This window comes from Embleya sp. AB8 (genome assembly GCF_049739465.1).
Classification (GTDB): domain Bacteria; phylum Actinomycetota; class Actinomycetes; order Streptomycetales; family Streptomycetaceae; genus Embleya.
On record NZ_JBMHHY010000036.1, the window covers coordinates 57,135 to 74,208 of the forward strand.

The 17,074-nt window shown below is 70.4% G+C and carries 17 protein-coding genes; 8 read left to right on the top strand and 9 right to left on the bottom strand.

What is annotated here, in order from left to right; all coding sequences use genetic code 11:
• Positions 1-65: 65 nt before the first annotated feature.
• The 5 genes from ABIA38_RS39100 to ABIA38_RS39120 all read left to right on the top strand — a co-directional run bounded on the left by ABIA38_RS39100 (position 66) and on the right by ABIA38_RS39120 (position 5,868).
• On the top strand, positions 66-269 hold the full coding sequence (locus tag ABIA38_RS39100) for a cold-shock protein (protein ID WP_020557826.1): 204 nt from the start codon (positions 66-68) through the stop codon (positions 267-269).
• A gap of 390 nt (positions 270-659) precedes the next feature.
• Entirely contained in the window at positions 660-2,288 is a 1,629-nt protein-coding gene (groL, locus tag ABIA38_RS39105; RefSeq protein WP_391586585.1) for a chaperonin GroEL, read from the top strand.
• Positions 2,289-2,503: 215 nt separating this feature from the next.
• On the top strand, positions 2,504-3,070 hold the full coding sequence (locus tag ABIA38_RS39110; protein WP_424643767.1) for a Uma2 family endonuclease: 567 nt from the start codon (positions 2,504-2,506) through the stop codon (positions 3,068-3,070).
• A 282-nt stretch (positions 3,071-3,352) separates the two neighbouring features.
• Entirely contained in the window at positions 3,353-4,858 is a 1,506-nt protein-coding gene (locus tag ABIA38_RS39115; protein ID WP_424643721.1) for a hypothetical protein, read from the top strand.
• A complete protein-coding gene (locus tag ABIA38_RS39120) occupies positions 4,855-5,868 on the top strand; it encodes an ARPP-1 family domain-containing protein (protein ID WP_424643722.1) in 1,014 nt (337 codons plus the stop codon). The genes ABIA38_RS39115 and ABIA38_RS39120 overlap by 4 nt, the downstream gene beginning before the upstream one ends.
• Here the strand turns inward: ABIA38_RS39120 and ABIA38_RS39125 are convergent.
• Positions 5,832-6,215 carry a hypothetical protein gene (locus tag ABIA38_RS39125; RefSeq protein ID WP_424643723.1) on the bottom strand — a complete coding sequence of 128 codons (384 nt, stop codon included), beginning with the start codon at positions 6,213-6,215 and terminating at the stop codon, positions 5,832-5,834. The genes ABIA38_RS39120 and ABIA38_RS39125 overlap by 37 nt on opposite strands.
• A 45-nt stretch (positions 6,216-6,260) precedes the next feature.
• Between ABIA38_RS39125 and ABIA38_RS39130 the strand changes: the two genes are divergently transcribed.
• Positions 6,261-6,530: a DUF4031 domain-containing protein gene (locus ABIA38_RS39130; RefSeq protein WP_424643724.1), complete on the top strand. Its 270-nt coding sequence runs from the start codon at positions 6,261-6,263 to the stop codon at positions 6,528-6,530.
• 14 nt (positions 6,531-6,544) lie between these two features.
• Here the strand turns inward: ABIA38_RS39130 and ABIA38_RS39135 are convergent, their stop codons facing one another.
• Entirely contained in the window at positions 6,545-7,207 is a 663-nt protein-coding gene (locus ABIA38_RS39135; protein ID WP_424643725.1) for a metal-dependent phosphohydrolase, read from the bottom strand.
• Between the two features lie 129 nt (positions 7,208-7,336).
• Positions 7,337-9,457 carry a HelD family protein gene (locus ABIA38_RS39140; protein ID WP_424643726.1) on the bottom strand — a complete coding sequence of 707 codons (2,121 nt, stop codon included), beginning with the start codon at positions 9,455-9,457 and terminating at the stop codon, positions 7,337-7,339.
• A gap of 406 nt (positions 9,458-9,863) precedes the next feature.
• On the opposite strand from ABIA38_RS39140, the gene otsB reads away from it, so the two are divergent.
• Entirely contained in the window at positions 9,864-10,733 is an 870-nt protein-coding gene (otsB, locus tag ABIA38_RS39145; protein ID WP_424643727.1) for a trehalose-phosphatase, read from the top strand.
• A gap of 124 nt (positions 10,734-10,857) precedes the next feature.
• On the opposite strand, the gene ABIA38_RS39150 is transcribed toward otsB, so the two are convergent.
• On the bottom strand, positions 10,858-11,556 hold the full coding sequence (locus tag ABIA38_RS39150; RefSeq protein ID WP_424643728.1) for a LytR C-terminal domain-containing protein: 699 nt from the start codon (positions 11,554-11,556) through the stop codon (positions 10,858-10,860).
• Positions 11,557-11,565: 9 nt separating this feature from the next.
• On the bottom strand, positions 11,566-11,901 hold the full coding sequence (locus ABIA38_RS39155) for a DUF3263 domain-containing protein (protein WP_424643729.1): 336 nt from the start codon (positions 11,899-11,901) through the stop codon (positions 11,566-11,568).
• 159 nt (positions 11,902-12,060) lie between these two features.
• Between ABIA38_RS39155 and ABIA38_RS39160 the strand changes: the two genes are divergently transcribed.
• Positions 12,061-12,405 carry a cupin domain-containing protein gene (locus tag ABIA38_RS39160; RefSeq protein WP_424643730.1) on the top strand — a complete coding sequence of 115 codons (345 nt, stop codon included), beginning with the start codon at positions 12,061-12,063 and terminating at the stop codon, positions 12,403-12,405.
• Between the two features lie 145 nt (positions 12,406-12,550).
• On the opposite strand, the gene ABIA38_RS39165 is transcribed toward ABIA38_RS39160, so the two are convergent.
• The 4 genes from ABIA38_RS39165 to ABIA38_RS39180 all read right to left on the bottom strand — a co-directional run bounded on the left by ABIA38_RS39165 (position 12,551) and on the right by ABIA38_RS39180 (position 17,013).
• On the bottom strand, positions 12,551-13,453 hold the full coding sequence (locus ABIA38_RS39165) for a carbohydrate ABC transporter permease (RefSeq protein ID WP_424643731.1): 903 nt from the start codon (positions 13,451-13,453) through the stop codon (positions 12,551-12,553).
• Positions 13,450-14,310: a carbohydrate ABC transporter permease gene (locus ABIA38_RS39170; RefSeq protein WP_424643768.1), complete on the bottom strand. Its 861-nt coding sequence runs from the start codon at positions 14,308-14,310 to the stop codon at positions 13,450-13,452. The genes ABIA38_RS39165 and ABIA38_RS39170 overlap by 4 nt, the downstream gene beginning before the upstream one ends.
• A 116-nt stretch (positions 14,311-14,426) precedes the next feature.
• Positions 14,427-15,752 carry an extracellular solute-binding protein gene (locus ABIA38_RS39175; RefSeq protein WP_424643732.1) on the bottom strand — a complete coding sequence of 442 codons (1,326 nt, stop codon included), beginning with the start codon at positions 15,750-15,752 and terminating at the stop codon, positions 14,427-14,429.
• Between the two features lie 469 nt (positions 15,753-16,221).
• The gene (locus tag ABIA38_RS39180; RefSeq protein ID WP_424643733.1) at positions 16,222-17,013 is read right to left on the bottom strand and encodes a DeoR/GlpR family DNA-binding transcription regulator; all 792 of its coding nucleotides are present in this window, start codon (positions 17,011-17,013) and stop codon (positions 16,222-16,224) included.
• Positions 17,014-17,074 lie beyond the last annotated feature (61 nt).

Consider the following 17,074-nt stretch of genomic DNA (forward strand, 5'->3'; position numbering starts at 1 on the left):
TGGATACGAACCCGGAGCTGCGGCGTGCAGTATCCGTGAAAGGGCCAGTAACAGGGGAGTTAGGAATGGCTCAGGGCGCCGTCAAGTGGTTCAACGCGGAGAAGGGGTACGGCTTCATCGCGGTCGACGGTGGTGCGGACGTTTTCGTCCACTACAGCGCGATCCAGATGGACGGGTACCGGACGCTCGAGGAGGGGCAGCGAGTCGAGTTCGAGATCTCGCAGGGGCAGAAGGGGCCGCAGGCCGACATGGTCCGCGTCACCGCCTGAGCCTCTGAACCAGGGGGCGATCCGCTCCTCTGCCCGAAACGGTCCACACCACGGACTGCACGACACACGCACACGCACATGTTCGATGACCGGGGCCCGGCCTTCCCGCGACGCGGGGGTCGGGCCCCGGTCGTTGTGCGTCCGGACGTGTTCTCGTGCGACACGCGCGGGTGTGTGCGCGGGCGGGTCGGGACCGGCCGTTGCGCTTGCACTCGGCATGGTCGAGTGCTAATCATTGGCGTTAGCACTCTGGATGTGAGAGTGACAGAAACGGACCGGGCCGGTGAGGCTCGGCACCCGTGAGGGAGGGATCCTCGCGGTGGTCGGGTCGTCCGTCGCGGGCGCCAGTGCGGTCCGGCACTCACCCCCGTTCTGGGAGGACTTCACCACATGGCCAAGATCATCGCGTTCAACGAGGAAGCGCGCCGCGGCCTCGAGCGCGGGATGAACCAGCTCGCCGACGCCGTCAAGGTCACGCTGGGCCCCAAGGGCCGCAACGTCGTGCTCGAGAAGAAGTGGGGTGCGCCCACCATCACCAACGATGGTGTGAGCATCGCCAAGGAGATCGAGCTCGAGGACCCGTACGAGAAGATCGGTGCCGAGCTGGTCAAGGAGGTCGCGAAGAAGACGGACGACGTCGCCGGTGACGGTACGACGACCGCGACCGTCCTCGCCCAGGCGCTCGTTCGCGAGGGCCTGCGCAACGTGGCCGCCGGCGCGAACCCGATGGCCCTGAAGCGCGGCATCGAGAAGGCCGTCGAGGCCGTCTCCGAGCAGCTGCTCGCGCTCGCGAAGGACGTCGAGACGAAGGAGCAGATCGCCTCCACCGCCTCGATCTCCGCCGCCGACCCGCTGATCGGCGAGATGATCGCCGAGGCCATGGACAAGGTCGGCAAGGAAGGTGTCATCACCGTCGAGGAGAGCAACACCTTCGGTCTCGAGCTCGAGCTCACCGAGGGCATGCGCTTCGACAAGGGCTACATCTCGCCCTACTTCGCGACCGACATGGAGCGCATGGAGGCCGTCCTCGAAGACGCCTACGTGCTCATCGTCAACTCGAAGATCACCTCGGTGAAGGACCTCCTCCCGCTCCTGGAGAAGGTCATGCAGTCGGGCAAGCCGCTGATGATCATCTCCGAGGACGTCGAGGGCGAGGCCCTGGCCACGCTCGTCGTCAACAAGATCCGCGGCACCTTCAAGTCCGTCGCGGTCAAGGCGCCGGGCTTCGGCGACCGTCGCAAGGCCATGCTCGGCGACATCGCCATCCTCACCGGTGGCCAGGTCATCTCCGAGGAGGTCGGCCTCAAGCTCGACACCGCGGGTCTCGAACTCCTCGGCCGCGCCCGCAAGGTCGTCGTCACCAAGGACGAGACCACGATCGTGGACGGCGCCGGCGACTCGGACCAGGTCGCGGGTCGGGTCAACCAGATCCGCGCCGAGATCGAGAACTCCGACTCGGACTACGACCGCGAGAAGCTCCAGGAGCGCCTCGCGAAGCTGGCCGGCGGCGTGGCCGTGATCAAGGCCGGTGCCGCGACCGAGGTCGAGCTCAAGGAGCGCAAGCACCGCATCGAGGACGCGGTGCGCAACGCGAAGGCGGCCGTCGAGGAGGGCATCGTCGCCGGTGGTGGCGTGGCCCTGCTCCAGGCGTCCACCATCGCGTTCGACAAGCTCGAGCTGGACGGCGACGAGGCGACCGGCGCGAACATCGTGCGCCTGGCCGTCGAGGCCCCGCTGAAGCAGATCGCGGTCAACGCCGGCCTCGAGGGCGGCGTGGTTGTGGAGAAGGTGCGCAACCTGACCCCGGGTCACGGCCTCAACGCCGCGACCGGCGAGTACGTGGACCTCATCGCCGAGGGCATCATCGACCCGGCGAAGGTCACCCGTTCCGCGCTGCAGAACGCCGCGTCGATCGCCGCGCTGTTCCTGACCACCGAGGCCGTCATCGCCGACAAGCCGGAGAAGAACGCGGCCCCGGCCGGCGGCGGCGCCCCGGACATGGGCGGCATGGACTTCTGATCCCCCGAGGATCGGCAGACCTGACGCACCACGGTCGGTTGCTTGCCTGACGACAGAGGCGGTCCCCTTCGGGGGGCCGCCTCTGTCGCGTTCCCGAGTTGTTCGAGGCGTGTTCGCTCGTTCGAGTGGCGCGGCCCGATTACCCTGAACAGGTCCCCGAGCGGCGTCAGTATCGCTCTTGTACAGCGTGGATCGAGGTGGGCGAGGTGAAGGACATGACCGCACCCGTGATCGAGACGGGCACCCACTGGCTCCAGATGGTCGCCATGTGGCAAGAGCTGGACGTGCCCGAAGGTTGGCGCGTCGAGGTAGACGGGGAGAACATCACGGTGTCGCCGCCGCCCGTGCACAGGCACGAATTGATTGTCGATGAGATCTCCGCATTGTTGCGGCAAGCCGCCCCGAAAGGCTGCGGAGCTTTCACGAATCTCGGTGTGGAGATCGTTCCACTCGGTCGACTCTACATCCCGGACCTGGCAATCATTCCTCGTGAAGACACTGCAACCCCGACTCCGGCACACCGCGCCCTCCTGGTTGCAGAGGTCACCTCGCAAGGCAACGCGCAGCGCGATCGAGAGACCAAACGTGACGCCTATGCCGCAGCGCCGGTTCCGCTCTACCTACTCATCGACCGCTGGGATCCCACAGGACCATCCGTGACCTTGTTCTCCGAACCCGACGGCGGACAGTACCGACAGTTCCTCCATGTCGCGTTCGGCAAGACGATCACGATCCCCGAGCCCTTCGGCATCGAGCTGGACACCTCGGGCTTCCCCCGCTGAGCCGATATTCGCCGGCATCGCCGGCCGGGCGCTCGTAGGCTCGGGATGCGACTTCGGGAACTTCGGGTTCCTTCTGTCTTGGCGTACAAGCGCTTTTGGGGTGCTTGGGGTTCGAATCCCTAACCGGGACCCGTGACCTGCCCGGAGTCGCTTGCCATTGCACCCGGGGAACTTCGTGTTCGTACAGAGCCGTTTCCCATGGGTTGGAAGCGGTCCCGGGGAGTTCTCGGGACCACACCGGACCCGCGATCTGCCCCGGGTGCCTGCGGGGGAGCCGAATCGATGACCGAGATCATGCGCGCGCTCAGCGCGGACAATCCGGCCCGGGCCGAGGCCGCCGCCACCGTCGTTCGATTCCTGGACGTCGCCGTGGCCGCGACCGGGCGGGCCTCCTTCTACAACACCAAGGACGAGCAGCTCGCGCTGGAGCACGACGCGCACCGGGCGATGGCCGCGCTGGATCGGCGGCTGTACGCCGGGCTGGTCCGCTCCCCCGGGGCCACCGACCGCAGTCGGCGGCTCGGCGTGCTGCACCTGCTGGACACCCCCGCGCACGCGGACGACGGCAGCGCGATCCACGACGCGGTGGCCGCGTTGACCGTGCCGCGTCGGCTCAAGCTGTTCGGGCTGTTGGCCGAGCGGCGGGTGAACAACGCGCGGGTGCGGCGGCTGATCCTGCGCAGTGTGCTCGGCTCCACGTCGTTGGAGCTGTGGTCGGTGCGCTACCGGGACAAGCTGGCCGGCGCGCTGCGGCACGCGTGGGGGCTGCGGATGAGCGGCATCCTGCGCTCGATCCTGAGCAAGCAGCTCGCGGGCGACGCGCTCGATCCGAAGGAGCGGCGCATCCTGGCCGGTGAGGTCGACCGGTGGGCGGCGGATGTGGGCGTCGCGCGGGAGTGCGTGGCGTTCGTGCTCGGCGCGGACGGGCCGTACACCTTGCCGCTGCCGGTCGCCTATCGGGCCGCCCGCACCGATCTGGCGGCGGGCGCGGTGCTCCCGATGGAGACGCTCGAAGGGCTGCGCGGCCGGTTCCACCCGGACGTGCCGCCCGCCCGCGTACTGGAGCTGACCGCCGAGCGGCTGACCGTCGGGCAGCGCCTGGCCGGGCAGCGGCAGGCGGCGCGCGCCGGGGTCACCGTCGAGGTCGATCTGTCCCGCTACGACGCGGTGCGGCTCTACCTGTACGCGTTCGCCACCGGGATGACCGACGACGTCGCCGACGCACTGGACCGGCGGGCTGCGGCCACTGCGGCCGGGCTCGACCTGGCCGGTCGGCGGATCGCGCTCGTACTCGACGGATCCGCGTCGATGCGTGGCGGCGCCGAGCAGCCGCTCCGGCCGATCGCCACGGTGCTCGCGCTGCGCGACGCGTTGCGGGCCGCGGCCGGCGAGTGTCACGACGTGTGGATCGGCGGCGTCCCGGACGGCCGGCTGGTGCACCCCGCCGGGGCCACCTCGGCGGCCGAGGGCCTGGTCGCCGCGCTGCGGACCGGTGCCGAGCTGATCGTGGTGATCGGCGACGGCTACGAGAATGCGCCCGCCGGGCGGTTCGCGCAGGTGCTCGACGCGGCCCGTACCCTCGGCGTCGCGGTGCCGGTGGTCCAGCTCTCCCCCGTACTCGCCGCCGAGGCGGCCGGCCTGCGCGGCTACGCGCCGGGCCTGCCCCTGGCCCCCGTACATCGTCCCGAAGCCCTCGAACTCGCCTGGTGCCGGCTGATGTTGACGACCGATCCGGTCGCCGCGGTGCCCGCCCTGCTGCGCCTGGCCCACCTGGAGGTGACCGCGTGAACACCATCGCCCACGACCGATTGCCGATCGGCGACCTGCTGGCCGGCTGTACTCCGGGCCGGGTGCAGAGCGTCGGCCGGATGCAGGTGTTGCCGCTGCTCGGCGACGCTGCCGACGCCCCGACCGTCACCGTGCCGACCGAGTTGCGGATCGGCACCAGCGGCTACGGCACGCTCACCTTCGCCAACCCCGCGCCGACCGTCGGGCTGGTCCCGTGCCACCTCGCGCTGATCGTCGACCGCAGTGCCCAGGACCACGCGATGCCTCGGGCTGCGCTGGTCGAGCCCTCGGGCCGACTCACGTTCGACGCGGCGATGTGCGTGCAGCAGACCCAGTCCGGACTGATCCCCGAGGGGCCGCAGTCGCTCGCCGTGCTGCCGCTCGGGCTGCGCGCGGCGGCGTCGGCAAGCTCGGACGCGGACGGGTACAGCCGGTTGTGGCCGGCCGTACAGCGCTTCAACGCCTCGTCCGGACTCGCCGAGACCGGGAACCTGGTGCTCTTCCTGAAGCACTTCGCGCTCGAACTCGAACGTTTCGTCGCCGAGTTCGAGTGTGTCCCGGACCAGGTGGGCGCGGTGGTGCTGCTCGACGGCGAACTCGCCGGGATCGAGCGGGCGCCCTCGCCCGACTACTGGTCGGCGATGTGGGAGCCGCTGATCCGGTTCTGCTACGGCGCCGAGGCGATCCGGTCCGGCTCGCCCGACCCGGCCGCCCCGCCGCCGACTCGCACCGCGCTGACCCTGCCCACCGGCGGCGGTGACGGTGCGGCGGCCGGCGACCCCTACGACGTGCTCGCCGAGGCGTTGCGGGCCGCCGACGCCGAGGAGCAGCGGCGGGCCGAGCGGGCGCTGGCCGAGCGCACCGGGGAGGTGGTGGCCACGGCCCGGGAGCAGACGTACGCCGGGGTCACCGTGGGGCGGGCCGAGGGCGAGCGGTTGGTCGGGGCGTACGCGGTCGGCGCGGATCGGCCGATCTACGCGTCCTTGACCGCGCGCTCGTTCGGCGGCTGAGTCGGCGTCAGGCCGCCGAGCGGGGCGATCACCGTGCCGGCCCGCTCGCATACCCAGTGCGGGTCCTCGCCCAGTTCGGGCTCCAGGTAGAGCGGGTGGTCGTCGTGCAGCGGACACGGCGGCCACACCGTGCCGTGCTCGGCGAGCGCCTCCTGCACGTCCTGGCCGATCAGGCCGGGGACGTAGGCGGCGCCGTCGGGCCACTGCTCGACCCACCACTTGCGCTCGACCAGCGCGTGCTCCAGCACGGTCACGGTCTGCGGGGTCTCGACGCCGTGGGTGCGCAGGTCGGCGAGTACCAGGGCGCGGGCGGTCAGCAGTGCGACGTCGGTCGGATCCTTGCTCATGGTCCACAAGTGTGCGCGATCGCGCCGTATACGAGAATCGAGCGCGTGGCACTCCTCATCGATCCCCCGGCCTGGCCCGCGCACGGGCGGCTGTGGTCGCACCTGGTCAGCGACGTCTCGCACGCCGAGCTGCACACGTTCGCGCGCGAACTGGGCGCGCCGGAACGTGCGTTCGATCGGGATCATTACGACGTCCCGGCCGATCTGTACGCCCGGGCGGTGGCGCGCGGCGCGGAGCCGGTCTCCAGTCGGGAACTGGTGCTCCGCCTGACCGCGGCGGGACTGCGCCGACGCAAGCGGTATCGGCCGCGCTGACGCCGCAGCGGCCGTTACGACTGCTGGCGCGGGATGCTGCCTTCGAGGCGCTCCAGTTCGGCGCGCATGTTGTAGCGGGCCGCCTCCTCGTAGCGCGCCGCGCCGAGCCGGGTGTGGAACAGCCGGGGCAGCGACATCAGGTCGCGCAGCACGGCGGCGCGGGCGGCCCGGAACGCCTCGTCCGGGACGAACGCGTATTCCTCGCGGACGGCCGCGGTGTACGCCTCGTAACGCTCCCGGTCGGCGGCCAGGATGGCCAGGTCCGCGTCGCACAACACGTGGGCGTTGTGGTCGTGCTCGCCGGGCGCATGCTCGGCGGTCACCCGGACCAGGCGGGCCGTCTCGGCGACCAGGGCCGGCGGCACGCCCGCCTCACGCAGCCCACGTTCGGCGAGCCGCGCGCTGCGCTCCTCGTTGTCCGCTCGGGCCGGGTCGTAGACCGCGTCGTGGAACCACGCGGCGAGCCGGACCGCGTCGGCGTCGTCGGCCTCGTAGGACAGTTCGCCGATCAGGTCGAGCACGGTGCGCAGATGGTCGGTGTCGTGATAGCGGCGGTGCGGCTCGGCATAGCGCGCCAGCAGGCTCTCGACGACGGCGCCGGCCTCGGCGTGCTCACCGACGAGCCGGGCCCACTGGTCCCGCAGCGTCACGGTCGCGGACTCCTGGATGCGTTCCACCCGGCCAGCATGGCAGAACGAGCGAGCGAAGCCGACCACCGACCGATCCGACACACGCGGTTCACTCGTATTGGACGCCCGGTGCCCGATGCCCGATACCGGAAAGCCGATACCGAGCACCGGCATCGATCACCGGGCGCCGAGCACCGGTACGGCCAGCGCCGCCGGCAGGTCGCGCGTGTGCAGCACGATCAGGCCGGACACCGCGCGGGTGAGCACCACGTAGAGCCGGCGCAGCCCCTGCGGCTCGGCGTCGACGATCTCGGCCGGTTCGACGACCGCGACGTGGTCGAACTCCAGGCCCTTGGCCAGCGACGCGGGCACCACGCTGATTCGGGCCTGCTCGGCGCCGCCTTCGGTGCCCAGGACCCGGTGCGCGACCTCGGCGGCGCGCAGCGCGGCGGCCACCTCGGCGACCCGGGCATCGGCGCAGATCAGCCCGATCGAGCCCTCGTGGTCGAGCAGTTCGACGGCCGCGGCGGCACTGCGGGCGGCCAGTTCGTCGGCGTCGACCGCGCGCAGTTCGAGCGCGCCCGCCGCCCGGCGGACCGAGGACGCGGGGGCCAGGCCCGGGGCGATCAGCGGCAACAACCGACTGGCGAACTCCAGGATCTGCAGCGGCACTCGGAAGCCCCGGGTCAGTTCCTCGATCCTGGCCCCCTCGTGTCCCAGGTGCCGCAGCGTCTCGGCCCAGCCCGGGGTGGCCCACGGCGTGGTCCCCTGCGCGATGTCGCCGAGCACCGTGGCCGAGCCGGTGGAGCAGCGCCGACCCACCGCGCGCAACTGCATCGGGGACAGGTCCTGCGCCTCGTCGATCACCACGTGCCCGTAGCCGCCGGTGCGGTAGAGCAGATCGGCGGCCTCGTCCACGAGCACCGCGTCGGCCACCGTCCAGCGCGCCGAGCCCACCCCGCGCGGCGGCATGGCCCAGCCGATCGTGGCCTGTTCGTCGGCGGTCAGGATGCCGTCCGCGCAGGCGGCCCGGAACTCGGCGTCGGCGAGCAGCCGGAAGACCAGTTTGAGCGGGTCCACCGCGGGCCAGATCGCGTCCACCGCCGCCTTGACCGGCCGGCTGCGCGCGACCGCGTCCTGGACCCGGTCGTCCGGGGACTCGCCGCGCTCCTCCATCTTGGTCAGCAGCGCGTGTGCGAGCCGCTGCCGGAGCATGTCGCGCGCCGCGCCGTAGCGCACGTCGCGCGTGCGCAGCGCGGCGACCAACTCCTCGACCTCGTACACCGCGAGCCGCCAGGTGCGCGAGTCGCGGACCACGGCCACCGACTCCGTCGGGTCGCTCAGCCCGGACCACACCGCGCGGCGCAACACCTCGGCCATCCGCGCGTCGCCCTTGAGCGTGCCGGACCCGGCCTCGTCGAGCGCCCGAATCTTGATCTTGGAGGTACGGGTGACCAGGTCCTCGACGGTGGTCTGGCCCACCTCGACCTCGCCGAGCGCGGGCAGCACCTGCTGGATGTAGTCGAGGAACGAGCGGTTCGGGCCGACCACCAGGGTGCCGGTGCGGGCGAGGCGGTCCCGGTAGGCGTACAGCAGCCAGGCCACGCGGTGCAGGCCGACGGCGGTCTTCCCGGTGCCGGGGGCGCCCTGGACGCACAGCGTGTGGCCGAGGTCGGAGCGGACGATCTCGTCCTGTTCGGGCTGAATGGTCGCGACGATGTCGCGCATCGGGCCGACGCGGGGGCGTTCGATCTCGGCGGCCAGGATACCGCCGGCGGTGTCCGCCTCGTTCGGGTCGGTCAGGTGCTCGTCCTCGAACGCGGTCAGTTCACCGGCCGTCCAGCCGAATCGGCGGCGCAGTTCGACGCCGAGCGGTTCGGCCCGGTTGGCCCGGTAGAACGCGCGGGACAGCGGTGCGCGCCAGTCCACCACCATCGGGTCGCCGAGTTCGTCGTGTACGTGCCGGCGGCCGATCCAGAAGGATTCGACGGGCTTGTTCGGGTCGGCGCTCACCTCGACCGGTTCGGCGCCCTCGACGCCGTCGGCGAACCGGCCGTCGACCCGGCCGAAGAACAGCGGCGAGCCGGCGTGCTCGGCCAGCGCGGCGATCCGCTGGGCGATCAGGTGCTGGGCGGTCTCGGTGGCGACGGCGGTGGCGCCGATGTCGCGCAGGTCGAGGGCCTCGGTCTCCTCGCGCATCCGGCGCAGCGCGGCGCGGGAGGCATCCAGGTAGGCACGTTCGACGGCGAGCGCGTCGGGGGTGGGCAGGGCGGATTCGGGGGTGGCGGGCGCGGACATGTCTCTCCGGTTCGTGGCGGCGACGGATCGGAGCCCGGCCGTGCGCGATGCCACGTCCTGGTGCGCCCCTGCGGAGGGCACGGGCCGGCTGCCTCGGTGGCGGCGACCCGCGCGGCCCACCGGTGCCGGGCACCGAACACGGTTCCCGATCACTGCACTGGGTGGGACAGCGGAATGAGCGAGCCTAGGCCAGTCCGGCGCTCCCATCAACTCCCTTTTCGCCCGGCATGCTCGGTGGTTCGGGCTCGGGCGGGCGTCGTGTTGCTGCTCGACCCGAGGGCGCGCAACGGGATCGCCGAGGCGGCCCCGGCACCGCGCGGGGGCGCCGGGGACGGCGGCGGGGACGACCCGTCGCCGTGGCCTGGAAGCGGTGGGTGACCCCGATCGCGGGGTTAGGTTGGTCGGCATGACCACGAACCGGTCCTCATCGCCCTCGTTGCCCTCGCTGCCCGAACCCACCACCCCGGCCGGCCGGGCCGGCCTGGCCGCGTTGCTGGGCGCGCCCGGCCGGGCCGTCGTCGCCCTCGACTTCGACGGCACGCTGGCCCCGATCGTCGACCGCCCGGACCAGGCGCGAGCGGATGTGCGCGCGGTGCTGGCGCTGTCCCGGCTGACCCCGCACCTGGCCGCGACGGTGATCGTGACCGGCCGGCCGGCCGCCGTCGCGGTCGAGTACGGCCGCTTTCGCGGCGTCGCGGGCCTGGAACGCCTGGTCGTCCTCGGCCACTACGGCCTGGAGCGCTGGGACGCGGCGACCGGTCGGGTCAGCGCGCCGGAGCCGCCGGCGGGCGTGGCGGAGGTACGACTCGCCCTCCCGGGGCTGCTCCAGGCGCTCGACGTATGGCACACCACCTGGATCGAGGACAAGGGCAGCGCGCTCGCCGTCCACACGCGCCGTGCCCCCGACCCGCAGGCCGCCCTCGATCTGCTCCGGGCGCCGCTCGCCGAACTCGCGAAGCGACACGATCTGGTGGTCGAGCCCGGCCGCTACGTCCTGGAACTGCGCCCGGAGGGGATGGACAAGGGCCGCGCCCTGACCACGTTCCTCGCCGAACACCGGGCCGAATCGGTCCTGTTCGCCGGCGACGACCTCGGCGACCTGGCGGCGTTCTCGGCGGTCGAGGCGCTGCGGGGGTCGGGCTCGGTGGCGGGGCTGACGGTGTGCAGTGGCTCCGCCGAGGTGCATGCGCTGGCCGAACGGGCCGACCTGGTCGTGCCTGGCCCGGAGGGTGTCGCCGATCTGCTGACGGCCCTTGCCGACGCGGTCGAGCGGTAAGGGCCGCGGTTGCGTTGCACTCGGCTCGGGAGGGTGTACCCGCCCGCTCCACCCGTTGCGTTCACCTCGATGGTTGCGGTTCTGCAGGCTGCGAGGCGGCCTGTTCAGGCCCCGCGGCCCCTGTTCAACGCGTCGTCACCGAGCCCAACAGGCGGTCTGCCAGCGGGATTACCTGGTCGTCGACCACGATCACGGTGAGCCGGCGCTGCGGAATGCCGGGGAAGGTCGGCTTGATTCGGGTGATGCCGGGGAGGGCGGCGGCCAGGGCGCGGGCCTGGGGTTCCTGGTCGGCCGGGTGGTAGACGGTGGTCTCCGGGACCGTGCCGCGGAACTCCTTCGTTCCGGCGACCTCCCAGCCGGCCGCTTCCAGCCGGCGCGCCATCCGCTTCGCGAGCACCGGCACCTTCGTCTGGTCCAGCACCGTCACCTTCCCGTGCACGCCTCGCGGCAGCGCCGGTGCCCGGGCGGGCGGCGGCGCCGGGCGGGTGGGGGCACCGGGGGCCGCGACCGGGACCCGGGCCGGGGTGTGCCGGGTGGCCCGGTCCGCCGCGATCCGCGCGGCGGGGCCCTCTCGGCCGATCGCCGCCGCGCCGGCCACCGCGACCAGTGCCAAGGCCGCCGCCATCGCGATCAGGCCGCGCCGCGAGCGGGCCGGCGCCGGCGCGTCGTCGGCCCGCAGCCCGCCGATCAGCTCGTCCTCCGCCGGCAGTTCGGCCGGCTCGATCGACGGCTCACCCGACCACGGATGCTCGTTCGTCCAGATCAGGCCGGGTCGACCGAAGCCGGCGAAGACGTCGTACTCGTCCCTGCGGCGCGTGCACACCCGAGCCCCTCAGTGCCCTGCGCGGCGCACGGTGGAACGGGCCTGTTGCCGGGCCTCGCGCAGCCGCCGCAGCCGCTGGACCAGCATCGGATCGTGTTCGAGCGCCTCGGGCCGATCCAGCAGGGTGTTCAGGACCTGGAAGTAGCGGGTCGCGGAGAAACCGAACCGGTCCCGCACGGCACGTTCCTTGGCGCCGGCGTGTTTCCACCACTGGCGCTCGAATTCGAGGATGTCCCGATCCCGCTCAGACAGCCCGCCGGCGGGGGGCACGTCGGGTGCGGTCGCCGGGGCGCCCTGCCCGGGGATCACGGGCGGCTCCGGCCGCACGTCGTGTTCCTCACCCATCCGTCACCCCTTCGGTACCTCGGACGGACCCGTCGACCCGCCTTTGGCATTGTGCCCGCCCATGCCGACGCGAGACCGCAGCGGCACGGTGATTCGCCGGAAAAGCCCACGAATCCCCCGCGAGCGGGAGCCGAACGGTTGGCCTATATGCTCCGCCGCATGTCTACCTTTGCCGTCCATATCCCGTCCGCGGAGCTCGAGGCCGACCCGCTCGACCCGGCTCAGATCGTCTCCGGCACCCCCGAGGTTTCGGGCAAGGTGTTGTGGGAGTCCGAGGACGGCAGGCAGATCCGCGGCATCTGGCAGATCACCCCGGGCGTGGTCACCGACACCGAGGCCAACGAACTCTTCGTGGTGATCTCCGGACGCGCCACGATCGAGATCCGCGGCGGCGCGACGATCGAGGTCGGCCCCGGCGACGCGTGCGTCCTCCAGGAGGGCGACGAAACGATCTGGACGGTGCACGAGACGCTCCGCAAGGCGTACCACATCACCCTGCCGTAGCCGGCGGACGCGCGAAAGCCGCGAAGCCGCGAAGCCGCGAACGCACCGAAGCCCACAGGTCCTCGAGACCTGTGGGCTTCGTGCTTGGGCTTCGTGCTTGGGCTTCGTGCTTGTGCTGCGTACTTACCGCAGTCGACCGGACCTACTACTTGACCGACCCCGCGGTCAGCCCCGACACGACGTGCTTCTCGATGTACGCGAACAGGATCACCACCGGCACGATCGCCACCACCGAACCGGCGAACAGGTATTGCCACTCGACCCGGTAGGCGCCGAGGAAGCTGTTGATCCCGACCGTCATCGGCTGCTTGTCCGGCGTGGTCACCAGGACCAACGCGACGGTGAACTCGTTCCACGCGGCGATGAAGGTGAAGATCACCGCGGTGACGATGCCGGGCATCGCCAGCGGCAGGGTGACCCGGCGCAGGGCCCCGATCCGGGAGGCGCCGTCGATCATCGCGGCCTCCTCCAACTCGACCGGGATCGCGCTGAAGTAGGCGGTCAGGATCCACACCGAGAAGGCCAGGTTGAACGCGCCGTTGACGAGCACCAGGGCCCAGTAGGAGTCGAGCAGGTCCAGGATGTAGAACTCGCGGTAGAGGCCGACCAGAAGCGAAGTGGGCTGGAACATCTGGGTGATCAGTACCAGCAGCAGGAACACGCCCCGGCCGCGGAACCGCTTGCGCGCGGTGTAGTACGCGGCGGGCAGCGAGACCACGAGCACGAGCAGCGTGGACATGCCCGCGACCAGGAGCGAGACCTTGAGGTTGCTGCCGAGTGTGGACTTGTCCCACACGTCGACGAAGTTGGCCCATTCGAACCTGGACGGCAGATAGCCGCTGCCGGTCAGTTCGTCCTTGGGGCGCAGCGCGGTGATCGCCATCTCGACGTACGGCAGTACGAAGACGATCGCGATCACCCATGCCAGGGCGCCGAACCACAGTTGCTTGTGGCTGTACTTCGAGCCCCGGGACTTGGCACCGCCGGACTTCGAGCCGCCGGGCACCGACTTCTTCGGGCGGGCGACGGCGGTGCTGGTGGCGCTCATCGGTCCGTCTCCTTGTTGTTCCCGCGGCTGACGACGAGGAAGAACGCGACCAGGATGATGATCATCGCGAAGTTGGCCACCGACATCGCGGCGCTCTCACCGATGTCGGACGACTTGAGCTGGTACATGAACACCGTGGTCGTCGCGGTCTCGTAGCCCGGGCCGCCGTTGGTCATCGCCCAGATGATCGGGAACGAGTTGAAGACGTTGATCAGGTTGATCACCACCGCGACCAGGATCGCGGGCCGGAGCAGCGGCAGGGTGATCGACAGGTAGGTACGCCAGGTGGACGCGCCGTCGATCTTGGCCGCCTCGTACACCTCGCCGGGGACCGTCTGGAGCCCGGCGAGCAGGGTGTACGTGGTGAACGGCAGCGAAACGAAGACCGCGACCGCCATCATCCAGGGCATCGCGGTGGACGGTTTGCCGAGCCAGTCCTTGCCCGCGTCCAGCAGGTGCAGGTCGACCATCAGGGTGTTGATCGCGCCGTGGGTCTCGTGCAGCATCCACTTGAAGACGACGGCGGTCATGAAGACCGAGGCCGCCCACGGCACGATCATCGCCCAGCGGGCGAACCGCCGGCCGGGGAAGTGCTGGTTGAACAGTTGCGCCAGGAACAGCGACAACACGAGCGTGATGGCGACGACCACCAGCACCCAGACCACGGTGTTCCACAGCACGGCCACGAAGTCCGGCTCGTCGAACAGCTTGGTGTAGTTGTCGGTGCCGTTGGCGCCCACCACGACACCGGTGCGGCGGATGCGTTGGAAGGAGCTCCAGACCATCACCGCCACGGGCCACAGGACCACGACGCCGATGAGGAGGACGGCCGGGCCGATCCACGGCAGCGGGGCCAGCGCCTTCCTGACTCTGCCGGCGAGGGTCGGCGCTGTGCGTACGGCGGTTTGGCGTACGGCGGTTTCGGCCACGGGGCCGTCCTCCTCCTTCGGTGCTCGGACGAATCTGTGGCGCGTCAGCTCTTCTGCTGCGCGACCGCCGCTTCGGCTTCCTTCTGGAGTTGGTCGAGCACGTCCTTGGGCGACTTGCCGGAAACCGCGCTGCCGAGTTGTTCCTTGATCTTGGGCGAGAGCACGTCCCAGGCGACGTCGTTGAGCGGGTAGAACTTCGCCTTGGGCAGCAGGTCGATGTACGGCTTGAGTCCGGCATTGGCGGGGTTGGCGATCATCTTGGCCATCACCGACTTGGTCACCGGCGGGAAGCTGTACTGCTCCTGGAACTTGACCTGCTGGTCGGTGCTGAACGCGTGGTCCACGAAGGCCTTGATCTGGTCCTTCTTGCCGTTCTTCTTGAACGCCATCATCCAGTCGCAGACGCCCAGCGTCTCGGTCAGCGGGCCGGCCTTGCCGGGGATCGCGGCCGTCGCGTACTTGAGGTTGGGGTAGTCCTTCTTCAGCGTGGCGATCATGGTCGGGTTGCTGTTGACCATGCCGACGCTGCCGCCGTAGAAGTCGGTGTAGACGTCCTTGCGGTTCTTGGTGCCCGGGTTGGACTCGGTCAGCCCGGCCTTGACCAGGTTGTCGTTGACCCAGTTCAGTGCCTCGAGGTTCTGCGGGCTGTTGACCGTGTACTTGCCGTTGGTCTGGTAGCCGCCGCCGTTGCCGAGGGCCCAGTTCATGAACTCGCCCTGGGCCTCCTCCTTGCCCAGCGGCAGCCCGAACGGGGTGGGCACGCCGGCCGTCTTGAGCTTGACCGCGTCGGCCTTGAGCTCGTCCCAGGTCTTGGGCGGGTCGGTGATGCCGGCCTTGGTGAACAGATCGGTGTTGTAGATCAATTGCCGGGTGCTGGAGGTGAAGGGAATGCCGTACTGCTTCCCCTTGACCGTGGCGGCCGGCGTGAAGGAATCCACGAAATCGGCCTTGGTGGCGGGCGACATCACGTCGTCGACCGGGTAGAGCAGGTCGTCGACGACCTTGTCGGCATAGCCGCCGGTCTGCAGCAGGTCGGGCATGTCGTTGTTCTGGATCATGGTGGCCACGGACTTGTCGATGTCATCCCAGTTGATGACCTGCAGGTTCACCTTGATCCCGGGGTATTTCGCGTTGAAACTCGAAATCACCCCGTTCCAGTACTTCTGCATGCTGCCGTCGCCACTGCCGTAGTCGGCGACGACCAACTTGATCGAGCCGTCCTTGGGCGCACCGCCGGGGGCGCCGGCATCGGAGGCGCCGGGGGTCGCCCCCTTGCCGTCGTCCTTCTTGTCGTCCGACCCACCACACGCTGACAGAAGCAGTGCGGCCGACAGTCCGGTCGCCGCCAATGCCATCTGGTGCCGCTTCATCGCAGAACCGCCTTCATGCCTTCGGGAAAACAGGACCGTTGGGCAGGGTTTCGTGGCGCTAAACCCCATGCGTGCGCTTGCGCAAAACTGTTCGCAATACGGACTTGGAGAAAACTCTCGAGCAGCATCGAGCATTTTGCGGACTCGCCGTGTCGGCAGTCAACACCTCGCCGGAAGAAAGGTCTACACCAATCCTTCAAATCCCAGGAGGGGTCGAGGAAGTTTGCCGAGCAATTCGTTACCCATGTGGGTGCGTACGCGAAAGAACCGGCACAGAGGGTGCCGGTTCTTTCGGGAGAATGGCCCATCGAGTCGATGGACAATGGGCCATCGGGCCATTCGGAAAAGGATCTTGAATCGATCCCGGGGGTTGCGCCGCAGGTCCCGGGCACGACGGGTGGGTGGGGTGGTCGGCGGATCGGCGGGGGCGACGCGGCCGGCGGGGCCGGTCGGGCCGGCCCGGCGCCGGTCAGACCCGGATGACCCGGACCCCCGCGTCGACGAACCCGGCCGTCGCCTCCTCGGGTGCGGCCGTGTCGGTCACCAGAACGCCGATCCGGTCCAGCGGGCAGATCCGGGCGAACGCGCGCCGGCCCAGCTTGGACGAGTCCGCGGCCACCACGATCCGGCCGGCGCCGGCGGCCATCAGTTGGTTGATGCTCGCCTCGCCCTCGTGGTGCGCACTGGCGCCGTGCTCGACATCGATCGCGTCCACGCCCAGGATCGCCACGTCCAGGGCCACCTCGCGCAGGATCCCGGTGGCGAGCGGGCCGATCAGCTCATAGGACTGCGGGCGCGCCACACCGCCGGTGAGCACGATCTTCACGTGCCGCCGCACGGCCAGTTCGCCCGCGATGTTGAGCGCGTTGGTGACGATCGTGAACGCCTGCGCGGACGAGTCGCCCTCGGTGTACAGATCGGCCCGGGCCACCAGCGCGCGGGCCACCTCGGTCATCGTGGTGCCGCCGTTGATCCCGACCGTCTCGCCCGGCTTGACCAGCGCCGCGACCGCCTGCGCGATGCGCTGCTTCTCGGATGCATGCCGGGCGGTCTTGTAGCGCAGCGGCAGGTCGTAGGACACCGCGTGGGCGACCGCGCCGCCCCGGGTCCGGGTGAGCATCTGCTGCTGGGCGAGCTGGTCCAGGTCGCGCCGGATGGTGGCGGGCGACACGTCCAGTTCGGCGGCCACGTCCTCGACCTCGAGCCGGCCGTGCTTGGCCAGCAGTTCCAGGAGTGCACCCCACCGCTCGTAACGGCTCACCCGTGACCTCCCGCCCGCTCCGCCAGCCCTGCCGACCCGCGTCGGATCGTTGCGGACATCC